The sequence below is a fragment of the Streptomyces sp. NPDC001002 genome (assembly GCF_053599215.1).
Window position 1 is genome coordinate 1 of the sequence record NZ_JBSFLV010000223.1, and the last position, 11,819, is coordinate 11,819.

The following is an 11,819-nucleotide window of genomic DNA, read 5'->3' on the forward strand; positions in this document are numbered from 1 at the left end:
GCCAGCGCGTCGCACGACGGCGCGCCACACAGTGTCACCGATCATGACCTCAGCGTGATCAATTGACAACTCGCCCTGGATGCACGCCAGTTGAGGCCCGTGTTGCCGCCGGTCCGGGCGGTCGTCACGGTCACGTTGGCCGAGGGCTGGGTCGAGAGCTTCACCTCGTAGGTGCCCGTCTTGCCCTGCTGGACGGCGAGTTGGGTGGTCGAGGCGACCACGGCGGGACCCGCGGCGACGGTGATGCCGACCGGGGTGGATTCCGCGGACGCGCCCAGACTGTCGTACGCCTTCGCCAGCAGGGAGTGACTGCCCACGGTCAATCCCGAGGCGGAGTACGTGTAGGGCGCGCTCGTGTCGGTGCCGAGCAGCGTGGTGTCGTCGTAGAACTCCACCTTGCCGATCGTCGCGCCGTCCGCGGCCGCTGCTGTCGCCGCGAGCGGGACCGCGGTGCCCTGCGAGTAGACCGCGCCGGCCGAGGGACTGGTCAGCACGGTGATCGGCGGCTGGTGGGCGCCGACGCAACTGGTGCCGTTGACCGCGAAGTTGGTCGGCGCGGTGTTGGTGCCGCTGTAGCTGAACTGCGCTCCCGCCGAGACGGCGGCGCCCGGTGCGATCGTCCCGTTGTAGGGGGCGTTCTGCACGGTGATCGACTGTCCGGACTGCGACCAGGTGCCGTTCCAGCCGTTCGAGAGCTTCTGGTTGCCCGAGTAGCCGTAGGTCAGGGTCCAGCCGTCGATGGCGGCCGTGCCGCGGTTGGTGAGGGTGAGGTCGGCGGTGAAGCCGGAACCCCAGTCATTGGTCTTGTAGTCGACGCTGCACTGCACGGTCGCCGCGTTCGCGGTGGTCGTGCCGGTGGCGAGCATGGACAGAGGCAGGGCGAACGCGGCGGCGACGGCGGTCCAGAACCGCCGTACGGCTCTGCGTTTGCGTCCGGGATCCATGTGCTGTTCCTCCTTGCGTCACGCGACTCGCGGAGAGGTGCCAAGGCCTGAATCCAGTGGGAGCGCTCCCATCGTGGGGATGAAGGCGGGCGCGGTCAAGATGCCGGGGCGTTCAAAGTTCGAACTGAGTCGATCCAGCGAAAAGTTTCGCAAGGACCCTATGAATCCCCGTCAGTTGCCGCTAACTTCCTCCCCACCAGTGGGAGCGGTTCCATCAGGCGACGCGTCCGTAGCGGCGCGCCTAGCTGTAAGGACTCGCTCATGCGACACCCCCCGCATTCAGTACTTTTAGTCAGCGATGCTCTCTTGAGCACTGCTGTGCCTGGTGTTCTCGGCGCAGGGAGTCATGGCTGCGAGCGCCGTGGACATGAACCCGGCCGGCTCGAATCACGCCGATCGACGCCTTGGGGCACCGCCGGGCAACTCCGCAGCTGAACGGGCACCCCCCAGCTCGACCGAGGCCTCGAATCGCCGGCAGCTCGGCCGCTCCTTCGAGCAGATGCCGGACGTAGCTGCGCACCGATCACTGGAACACCTGCTTGTCCCAGGTGTGGCCCAGACGTCGGCCGGCGCGAACGTCCGCGCGACCTCGGCAACTCCCCACCGAGAGAAGGAAACCCGCACTCATGAGTCACACCAGGACATCGCTCCTCGCTGCCTTGACGCTGGTCGCCGGGACGACCGGGACAGCACTGGTCGTCGGTCAGGCCGGCGCCGCCACCTCGGCCGTCCCCTGCACCGTCGACTACAAGGTGCAGAGCCAGTGGGACACGGGCTTCACCGCCGCCGTGACCATCACCAACAACGCGGCCGCCAAGTCGAGTTGGGTCGTGAAGTGGACGTACGGCGGGAACCAGAAGGTCACCAACGCCTGGAACACCAAGCTCAGTCAGAACGGCGCCGACGTCACCGCTGCCAATGAGAGCTACAACGGCTCTCTCGCGAGCGGCGGTTCGGTCAGCTTCGGCTTCAACGGGTCCTACAGCGGCACCAACAGCGTGCCCGCCACGTTCGCGCTCGACGGCGTCGCCTGCAACGTCGACAACGGCGGCGGTACGGGTGGTGGCACCGGCGGAGACACCGGTGGCGGCACGGGCGGTGGCGGCGGAGGTGGCGACACCGGCAGCCGTGCCAACAACCCCTACACGGGCACCAAGGTGTACGTGAACCCCGAGTGGTCCGCGAAGGCCGCCGCCGAACCGGGCGGCAGCCGCATCGCCAACCAGCCCACCGCGGTGTGGCTGGACCGCATCGCCGCCATCAACGGTGTGAGCGGCGGCATGGGTCTGCGCGCCCACCTCGACGAGGCCTTGCGGCAGAAGGGCTCCGGCGATCTCGTCGTCCAGTTGGTCATCTACGACCTGCCCGGCCGCGACTGCGCCGCTCTCGCCTCCAACGGAGAACTGGGGCCGAACGACCTCGACAAGTACAAGTCCCAGTACATCGACCCCATCGCGTCGATCCTGTCCGACGCGAAGTACGCGGGCCTGCGGATCGCCACCGTCATCGAACCCGACTCACTGCCGAACCTGGTCACCAACGCCGGCGGCACTGCCACGACCACCGACGCCTGCGTGACCATGAAGTCCAACGGCAACTACGAGAAGGGCGTTGGCTACGCCCTGGACAAGCTGGGTGCCATCCCGAACGTCTACAACTACATCGACGCCGCCCACCACGGCTGGCTCGGCTGGGACAGCAACCTCGATCCCGCGGTGCAGGAGTTCCACAAGGTCGCGACATCGAACGGCGCGAGCGTGAACGACGTGGCCGGCTTCATCGTCAACACCGCGAACTACAGCCCCACCAAGGAGCCGTATCTCAAGGTGACCGACACGGTGAACGGCCAGACCGTACGTCAGTCGAAGTGGGTGGACTGGAACCAGTACGTGGACGAGCAGTCCTTCGCCCAGGCGCTGCGCGACAAGCTCGTCGCGTCCGGATTCGACTCCGGACTCGGCATGCTGATCGACACCTCGCGCAACGGCTGGGGCGGCTCCGCCCGGCCCACCGGACCCGGAGCGCAGACCACCGTGGACGGCTACGTCAACAGCACCCGGATCGACCGGCGCATCCACGCCGGCAACTGGTGCAACCAGAGCGGCGCGGGCATCGGGGAACGGCCGACCGCGGCTCCGGCCACCGGCATCGACGCCTACGTGTGGGTCAAGCCGCCGGGGGAGTCGGACGGCAACAGCGCCGCCGTCCCCAACGACGAGGGCAAGGGCTTCGACCGGATGTGCGACCCGACATACGGGGGCAACGCGCGCAACGGCAACAACGCCACGGGCGCGCTGCCGAACTCGCCGCTGGCCGGGCACTGGTTCTCCGCGCAGTTCCAGCAGCTGATCCAGAACGCGTACCCGCCGCTGTCGTGACCGGCTGACGTTGTTGTGACCGCCGGGGTCGGTCCCTCTCGGTAGGACGAGGGATGGATCCGGGGCAGGTCGTCGCGGTGGCTTCGCGTCTCTTGAGGCGGGGAGCCACCGCGATCGGCGGTGCTGAGCGGGGGCGGTCAGGTGAACGAGCCCGACTGGTACGGGACTTCAGCTTGGACCTGCCAACTACTCACGCGGGGCCCGGACCAGGCCGGACTGGTAGGCACGCACCACGAGTTGGGCGCGGTCCCGCACATTCAGCTTCGTGACGGCGCGCTGGACGTGGCTTCGGACGGTCAGCGGGCTCACGTAGAGCTTCTGTGCGATCTCGTCGTTGGACAGGCCGCCCGCGACCTCGGCGACCACCTCCCGTTCTCGCGCGGTGAGTTCGGGGAGTGCGTTCTCGCCGAGAGCGGTGGGGGCAACGGTCTCGGGGGCAGCCAGGAAGCGGGAGATCAGCGTCCGCGTGGCAGCGGGCGACAGGAGTGCGTCGCCGCCGGCCACCGTCCTGATGCCCGCGAGGAGTTCCTCCGGTCCGATGCCCTTGCCGAGGAACCCGGAGGCTCCGGCGCGGATGGCTTCGGCGACGTATTCGTCGGTCTCGAACGTGGTGAGCACGAGCACCCTCGTGGAGCTCAGTGCCTCGTCCGCGGCGATCTCGGCCGTCGCCGCGAGCCCGTCGAGGACCGGCATACGGATGTCCATCACGACGACATCGGGGCATGTGGCGCGGGCCAGGTCGACGGCCTCTCTGCCGTTGGCGGCGACTCCCACGACGTCGAAGTCCTCGCTCAGATCCATCAGCAGGCGGAACGTGCCGACTAGGAGGGCCTGGTCGTCGGCGAGCAGTACGCGGATGGTCACTGGTGGGGTACTTCCTCTGGACTCGGATGCTGTGCCGTCTTGTGCGTCGGGAGTCCGAGTGTGACGGTGAAGCCGCCCTCCGTCTCGGGCCCGGCCTGGAGACGACCGCCGACCGACTGCGCGCGTTCCCGCATGCCGATCAGCCCGTAGCCGGACACGTGACCAGGACGGGATGCCGATACATCGGGACGTCCCTCGTTGACGACGGTGATCGTCACCCAGCTTCGGGCGTAGGCGAGATGCACCCCGGCGCTGGTGGTGCCGGCGTGTTTGGTGACGTTGGTCAGCGCTTCCTGGATGACTCGGTAGGCCGTCAGATCCACACCGGGCGACAACGGCTGGGTTTCCCCCTCTGTGGTGACGTCCACACTCAGTCCCGCGCGCTCGAAGGTTCCCAGCAGGGCCGGTAGCTGGGCGAGTCCGGGGGCCGGGTCTCGCGGGGAGTCGGTGTCACCGCGCTGACGCAGCAGGCCGACGGTCGCCCGGAGTTCTCTCAGCGCTTCGTCCGTGGAGTCGCACAGGTTGTCCATCATCTCCGGCGCGCGATCCGGGTGGTGGCGCATGAGGTACTTGGTGGTGCGGGCCTGCGTGGCGGCGAGCGCGATGTGATGGGCGACCACGTCGTGCAGATCCCGGGCCATCCGCAGGCGTTCCTCGGTCACACGGCGAAGGGCCTCCTCCTCGCGTGTGTGCTCGGCGAGTTCGGCCCGGGCCTCGGCGGCGGCCAGGTATTCGGTGTTGCTGCGCACCGCGTCTCCGACGGCCCCTGGGAGCAGGGTCCACGATGCCATTCCGATGATGACGAGTCCCCAGGGGAAATCGGGGTCGTGGATGAGCGTGGCCGCCAGCAGTGTCGTGGTTGCCGTGGCCGCTCCGATACGGGCCGTACGTCGATCGGTGCGGAGGGCGAGGAGGAAGAGCGACACCAGACACGGCGCCTGAAGCAGGGGGTTGAGCTGGATGCCCGCGAGTGCCAGAGCGAGCGCACACACGGTGGTGAGCCCCGTGGTCAACCGCGGGTGAGCGCGGTGCAGGAACAAGGACACCGACCCCAGGCCGACGATCACCACCACGAACGTGGCGGGCCCTCTCAGATGTGTGGGGCTTGAGGGAGGCAGGGCACTCGCGAGAGCCCCCAGCGCGAAGGTGGCCAGGGCCAAGGCACCGTCCGTCGCACGTGGGTGTCGACGCGAGGCGTTGCGCCAGTCGCTGATCATGAAGTGTCTCTCGGCCGTGTCCCTTGGGTGTTCCCTGTCCCACCAGCATCCCCGATGCCGCTCGTGACCCGCGGCAGAGCGGTGGGCCGCCCCTCGGAAGGGGTGGCCCACCGCTCCCTACGTGAGCCGGCGGTCAGACACGGCTCGGCTCGTGCTGTGCCTCATCGAGCCCGGCAGCCTGAGCGGACTCGACCGTCCGGTTCAGCTTCTCGCCCTCGACGTCCACGTTCGGCAGGATCTTCTGCAGCCGGCGAGGCAGCCACCAGGCCTTGTCCCCGAGGAGCGCCAACAGGGCGGGGACGATGGTCATGCGGACGAGGAAGGCGTCGAGGAAGACGGCCGAGGCGAGACCGAGCCCCATCATCTTGATCGTGGATTCGCTCATCCCGATGAACCCGGCGAAGACCGAAATCATGATCACAGCCGCGGCCACGACGACCTTGCCGCTGTGCCGGAACCCGGTGACGATCGCCTGCCCGGGCCGCTCGCCATGGACGTACGCCTCGCGCATACGCGTGACGAGGAAGACCTCGTAGTCCATGGCCAGGCCGAAGACCACGCCGATCAGGAAGACCGGCATCAGGCTGGAGATCGGGCCCACCGTCTGCACGCCGAGCAGGTCGGCGAACCAGCCCCACTGGAAGACCGCCACGATCACGCCGAACGAGGCGCACACCGACAGCAGGAATCCGAGCGCCGCCTTCAGCGGAACGAGGATCGAGCGGAAGACCAGCATCAGGAGCAGGAAGGCCAGCCCGACGACGAGCGCGAGGTAGGGCAGGATCGAGCCGGTGACCTTGTCGGCCATGTCGATGTTCACGGCCGTGTTGCCGCTGACCAGCATGTCCGCGCCGGTGTCGGCCTTGATGCCGTCGGCTTCGTCGCGAATCGTGTGGACGAGTTCCTTGGTCTCGGTGCTGGTGGGAGAGGTCGTCGGGGTGACCGTGAGCACGGCCGTGTCGCCTGTCTTGTTGAACATGGGCTGCGTCACGCTGACGACGCCGTCCGTCGCCTTGAGGTCCTCGGCGATGGTGGTGGCCGCGGCCTTGGGGTTGTCGGATTCCGTGGCGTCCACGACGACGGTCAGGGGACCGTTGAAGCCGGGACCGAAGGCATCGGACAGGTCGTCGTAGGCCCGGCGCTCCGTGGTCGACGTGGGCTTCGACTCGTCCCCCGGGTTGCCCAGTTGGAGATCGAGTGCCGGTATGGCGCAGGTGCCCAGAACCAAGACGCCGAACAGGAGGACGAGCACGGGCCGTCGGATGATGAAGCGAGCCCAGCGCGTGCTCAGTTGCGGCTTCTCCTTGGCGGGAGCGCTATGCGCGGGGGCGTGTGCTGCGTTGTTCTTCCTGGCCTGCTTACGAGCGGATCGGGGCATCACGGCCTTCGGGAAGAACCCGATCAGCGCGGGCAGCAGCGTCAGGGCGATCAGCACCGCCACCAGGACCGTGAACGCCGCGGCCAGACCCATCTTGGTCAGCATGCTCATACCGACGACGGACAGGCCGACGAGGGCGATGATCACGGTGAGGCCGGCGAACACCACGGCGGAACCCGCCGTACCGACGGCTCGACCGGCGGCTTCCTCCGGGTCCCGGCCCTCCGCCCGCTCGGATCGGTAGCGGGAAAGGATGAACAGGGCGTAGTCGATGCCGACGGCGAGCCCGAGCATCAGGGCGAGGGTGGTGGTCGTGGAGGAGAAGCCGATGGTGCTGGCGAGCGCGGTGATGACGGCGACGCCCGTGCCGATGCCGAGCAGCGCGCTGAGCAGCGACAGGCCGGCCGCGACGACGGACCCGAAGGTGATCAGCAGGACGACGGCCGCGACGGCGACACCGATCAGCTCGGTGTTGGAGGACATCTCCATCGACTGCAGGGCGTCGCCGCCGATCTCGACGGTCAGACCGGTGTCGCGGGCGTCCTGCGCCGCGTCCTTGAGCGCGGTGGTCGTGGTGTCGGTGAGTTCGCTGTTCGCCTTGGTGTAGTCGATGGTGGCGTACGCGGTGGTGCCGTCCTTGCTCACGGCATGCGTCTTGAAGGGGTCGAGGGCGCTCTGCACTTGGCTGCCGTCGGCGAGTTCGCTCACCGTGTGCTCGATCGCCGCCTTGTTGTCGGCCGCGGTGATCTTCTGCCCGTCCGGGGCGACGAAGACGAGTCGGGCCGTGGCCCCGTCCGAGCTACCGCTGTCGGGGAAGCGCTCGTTCAGGAGGTCGAACGCCTTCTGGGACTCCGTCCCGGAGAGGGACATGGAGTCGCTGGGCGCGGCCGGAGCCTTGGCCGCGCCGAAAATGGCGACGGCGAGTATCGCCGCCCAGAGCAACAGGAACCAATGTCGTTTACGGAACGACACTCGGCCCAGTCGATAGAGAATCGTGGCCACGGTGGAGGCTCTCCAGTCGGGATCTCGGCAATGGGCGACACACAGGAGGCAAGGCCCAGCAGGCCACCGGGGCAGCAGGGCGCCGCCTGTGCAGAGGCGGGATGTATGCCGGCAATCCTTCGTGGAGTGGTCTCTCATCGGCATCGTCGCTTGTCACGCAATCGCGGCTACTGCCGATGGAGGAGACCTGGCCTTCTCCGGCGAGGTCCACGTAGTCCGTGAGAAGGAGACGGCCTCGCGCAGGGAGGACTGGCTACAGGGCAGGGCGGGGTTCGCAGTGCTGGTGCCGGCAGCATCCGTTCCCTTGTTGCTCCTGGTCGGCCTGATCTGCGCTCTGCCGGCGTGGGCACCCAGTTGGATGTCTTGCTTGAGGCGTTGGGGGCTTCCTGGACGGCGTCGTCGGCCCAGTCCTGTGAGAATCGGAAGTCCGCCAACGGCAGTGACTCGCGGGGTACTTGGGCCTGGGCGGACGGCTTCAGCGGTCGGACGACCCATTCGGCTCCGGGAGATGGGTCTTCGCCCACTCCGCAAGTGCCTTGAGCGCGGGCTCCAACGCTGCGCCCGATTCCGTCAGTTGGTAGGACACCCGCAGTGGCGGTCCGTCGCCCACCTTGCGTGCGACGAGTTCTGTGGCGGCAAGCTCGGCCAGGCGGATGGAGAGCATGCGCTCGCTGATTCCGGGTATCGCCCGACGCAGGTCGGCGAAGTATGCCGGTCCCGTGATCAACACGGACACGATGGGGCCGGTCCAGCGCTTCCCGAAGAGTTGGAAAACGCGTGTGATGCTCTCGTCGACCTGTGTACCGGTCTCCGTATGGTGATGGGCCGCACTCTCGCGGGCCCGCTGCGTGGACCGATTCATACGCCGGGTTTGGCGTCGAGGTTCCCATGGGCAGCGCATCTGCGGCGGCTCCTGCCAAGGGGGCCGGGGGAACGTGGCCCTGCGGGGAACGACGGAGGGCGCGGTGTGATCCCGTGATCGCTCGCGGACGTGCAGGTCATGGCCTCTCCTCGGTGGGCAGATGCTGGGCCTGACTTGAGTGCGGTGCCCCTGGCCCGACGATCACGTGTGGGTCAGCCTCTGAAGATGAGATCGGCCTGGTCGCGGTGAATGGTGTGCAAGTCCCAGTAGACGGGCGAGAGTTGATCGGCCGTCACGCGCGGCTGACCGTAGAAAGTGGGGGTGGCGATCCTCACGTCGAGGCCGATGTGGGCGGCCTGGATGCCGGTGTCGGCCAGCTCTTCGTGCAGGTTGATGGCCCAATTGCGCAGTGCGGCCATGGCAGTGCTCGTGTGGGCGGTCGACGGCTGGGGGTTGATGGAGCCGGCCCTGGTGGTGAACAGCAGGGTTCCGGTTCGAGCTTTGCGCATCCCAGGCAGCACAGCCTCGGCGGCGACGAGAGCGCCGTAGAGGTGAAGCTCCATCTCGTGCTGCACATGCGCGGGTTCGGCCGTGGCCGGGACGATTGCTGCGGTGGTTTCGCGCCCGGCCGACGGGGAGTACTCCAGGACCTCGATTCCGCCGAACCGGGTGGCGGCGTCCTTGAGGGCTTGGGCGAGGGTGTCGCGGTCGAGTACGTCCGCGGGGAACGCGGCGGCGGTGATGCCTTCGGCGGTGAGGGTGTCGACGAGGTCGTCGAGCTTGGTGCGGTTGCGGGAGATCAGGGCGACGTCGTGGCCCTGGGAGCCGAAGGTGCGGGCGATGGCCAGGCCCAGCTGGGGGCCGGCTCCGACGATGGCGATGCTGGTCACAGCGATCCTTTGCAGGAGCTGCGAGAGTGTGTCGGGCGACGCGGTGACATCGCCGACGCCGGCCGGTCAGATCCGCCGTTGTCCCCCTCGAATACCTGCCTGAACAGCGGCATGACCTCGGCGGCCAGAGCGTCGCCGTTGGGCGCCTGCACCATCCGCAGCAGTTCGGCGGCCGCGTCGAGGACCTCGGCTCTCAGCTCCTCTCCGTCGCGCATACGGATCAGTGCGTCCCTGAACACATTGACGAGATGCGCCGAGTGGAGGGCGAGGGGTATCGGGCCGGGGTCCGATGGGTCTGTGGCTCTGATCATGTCTGTCTGCTCCTTGGGAGTGGGGACGAGTCGAAGACGGGTACTGGGGCGACACCTGGTAGGTCTGAGGTCCGGCCCGCGTCGCCATGCCCGGGGCCGCGCTTCATGGAAGCGAGATCGTGGTGCCGTAGCGGGAGCTGGGCCGTCAGGACGTGGATCCGGTTTCTGTGATCGCGCCGCGGTGTCGCCGGCCGCGGCGCGATCAGGGTTCGACGAGAGACCTGGTGCGCTGTCAGCCGCGGGGGAAGCCGTCGGCATCGAGCTTGAAGACGAGCTCGTCCTTGTCGCGCTCGGTGGTGTGCAGGTCCCAGTACATCGGTGAGATCTGCTCGGGCCGGGCCGCCTCGACGCCAGGGAGTACGGAGACGCCGATCGAGGAGTCGATACCGACATGGGCTGCCTGGATGCCGGTGTCGGCCAGTTCCTTGTGCAGGTTGAGCGCCCAGTTGCGCAGCGCCGCCGCGGCAGCGTTGACGTTGGCGACCCGCGGGTCGGGCCAGATCGAGCCCGCGCCGGTGGTGTACAGCAGGGTGCCCGCACCGGCTTCGCGCATGGCGGGCAGCACTGCCTTCGTGGCGGCGATGGCCCCGTACAACTGGAAGTTCATCTCGAACTCCACATGGGTCGGTTCGGTCTCGCTCGGAGCAGTCAGGGTGGTGATGCCGAACGTGCCCACGGGGGAGTACTCCAGGACGTCGATTCCGCCGAACCGGGTGGCGGCGTCCTTGAGGGCTTGGGTGAGGGTGTCGCGGTCGAGTACGTCCGCGGGGAATGCGGCGGCGGTGATGCCTTCGGCGGTGAGGGTGTCGACGAGGTTGTCGAGCTTGGTGCGGTTGCGGGAGATCAGGGCGACGTCGTGGCCCTGGGAGCCGAAGGTGCGGGCGATGGCCAGGCCCAGCTGGGGGCCGGCTCCGACGATGGCGATGCTGGTCACAGCGATCCTTTCGTAGTACGCCGTCGATGAGCCACGAGCGGCGCTGGAGGTAGAGATACGATCCGGAAAGGGTTATCCGTTTTCCAATGCGGATAGCCCTTTCCGGTTCACTTCAGCCACCGTAGCACATGAAATGGATAGGGCTTTCCGATTGCTAGACTGTGCCCATGAGCCCCGCTGACCAGCACTCCGACGCCCCAGCCGCCCAGCCTGTGCGCAGTGACGTCGAGCGCAACCGGGGGCGGATCCTCACCGCCGCGCGCGCTGTCTTCGGGCGCGACGGCCTCGGTGCTTCCATGGCTTCCGTGGCCCGCGAGACCGGGGTCGGGATCGCCACCGTCTTCCGGCACTTCCCCACGAAGGAGGCGCTGGTCGCAGCCGTCTTCGCAGACCGGATGGATGCCTACGCCGACGCGGTCGCCACCGCCCTCGAAGACCCCGACCCGTGGCACGGTTTCACCGGTTACATCGAGACCGCCTGCGCGATGCAGGCCGCCGACAACGGCTTTGCCGACGTCCTGACCATGACGTTCCCCACCGCGAAGGCGATGGAGACGCGCCGGAACGAGGCGTACGAGGGGATGGTGGAGCTCATCGGCCGCGCCAAAGCCACGGGCCGGCTGCGTGAGGACTTCGACCCCTCCGATCTGGTACTGCTCCACATGGCCAACCTCGGCGTCGTTCACGCCTGCGGTGACGCGGCTCCCGATGCCTGGCGACGCGTCGTTGCGCTGATGATCCAGTCCTTCGAGGCCCCGGCTCGGGCGCCCCTTCCCGCCTCGCCCGCGCACGACGACCTCTACAGGGCCATGCTCCGCACCGCTCCGACAGGCGCCGGCGCGCTGAAGCCGGAGCGGAACAGCTGATCTGCTGGGTCGCGGCGCACTGCTCTACGCCCGCGCTCTGTCACTTCCTGCGCCGGACGAGGATGAACCACCCGTCCAGGATCCAACCATGCTCGGCCGAGTGCTCACCGTTGCCCCAGCATCTCCAACACCGCGAGCCGTGTATCCCCGTCCGGGGTCTCCGGACACCTGGA

9 protein-coding genes and 1 pseudogene are annotated in these 11,819 nt (G+C 68.0%); 2 read left to right on the forward strand and 8 right to left on the reverse strand.

Features of this window, described 5'->3' with window-relative positions; genetic code table 11:
- Positions 1-89: 89 nt before the first annotated feature.
- Positions 90-944 (reverse strand): annotated as a pseudogene (locus ACWDR3_RS45195) (cellulose binding domain-containing protein); the annotation flags it as partial.
- A 626-nt stretch (positions 945-1,570) separates the two neighbouring features.
- Here ACWDR3_RS45195 and ACWDR3_RS45200 point away from each other — a divergent pair.
- Positions 1,571-3,322: a glycoside hydrolase family 6 protein gene (locus ACWDR3_RS45200; protein WP_450358528.1), complete on the forward strand. Its 1,752-nt coding sequence runs from the start codon at positions 1,571-1,573 to the stop codon at positions 3,320-3,322.
- 186 nt (positions 3,323-3,508) lie between these two features.
- On the opposite strand, the gene ACWDR3_RS45205 is transcribed toward ACWDR3_RS45200, so the two are convergent.
- The 7 genes from ACWDR3_RS45205 to ACWDR3_RS45235 form a co-directional block, all read right to left on the reverse strand.
- Positions 3,509-4,186, reverse strand: a complete 678-nt coding sequence (locus ACWDR3_RS45205) for a response regulator (RefSeq protein ID WP_450358529.1) — start codon at positions 4,184-4,186, stop codon at positions 3,509-3,511.
- Entirely contained in the window at positions 4,183-5,253 is a 1,071-nt protein-coding gene (locus ACWDR3_RS45210) for a sensor histidine kinase (RefSeq protein WP_450358530.1), read from the reverse strand. Before ACWDR3_RS45210 ends, ACWDR3_RS45205 begins: the two co-directional genes overlap by 4 nt.
- Positions 5,254-5,536: 283 nt before the next feature.
- Positions 5,537-7,783 carry an MMPL family transporter gene (locus ACWDR3_RS45215; protein ID WP_450358531.1) on the reverse strand — a complete coding sequence of 749 codons (2,247 nt, stop codon included), beginning with the start codon at positions 7,781-7,783 and terminating at the stop codon, positions 5,537-5,539.
- 475 nt (positions 7,784-8,258) lie between these two features.
- Complete coding sequence (locus ACWDR3_RS45220; protein WP_450358532.1) at positions 8,259-8,645, reverse strand: winged helix-turn-helix transcriptional regulator; 387 nt, start codon at positions 8,643-8,645, stop codon at positions 8,259-8,261.
- 212 nt (positions 8,646-8,857) lie between these two features.
- Complete coding sequence (locus ACWDR3_RS45225) at positions 8,858-9,535, reverse strand: SDR family NAD(P)-dependent oxidoreductase (protein WP_450358533.1); 678 nt, start codon at positions 9,533-9,535, stop codon at positions 8,858-8,860.
- Positions 9,532-9,846 carry a hypothetical protein gene (locus ACWDR3_RS45230; RefSeq protein WP_450358534.1) on the reverse strand — a complete coding sequence of 105 codons (315 nt, stop codon included), beginning with the start codon at positions 9,844-9,846 and terminating at the stop codon, positions 9,532-9,534. The genes ACWDR3_RS45225 and ACWDR3_RS45230 overlap by 4 nt, the downstream gene beginning before the upstream one ends.
- Before the next feature lie 232 nt (positions 9,847-10,078).
- Complete coding sequence (locus ACWDR3_RS45235; protein ID WP_450358535.1) at positions 10,079-10,780, reverse strand: SDR family NAD(P)-dependent oxidoreductase; 702 nt, start codon at positions 10,778-10,780, stop codon at positions 10,079-10,081.
- 167 nt (positions 10,781-10,947) lie between these two features.
- Here ACWDR3_RS45235 and ACWDR3_RS45240 point away from each other — a divergent pair, with 167 nt between their 5' ends.
- On the forward strand, positions 10,948-11,646 hold the full coding sequence (locus ACWDR3_RS45240) for a TetR/AcrR family transcriptional regulator (protein ID WP_450358536.1): 699 nt from the start codon (positions 10,948-10,950) through the stop codon (positions 11,644-11,646).
- Positions 11,647-11,819 lie beyond the last annotated feature (173 nt).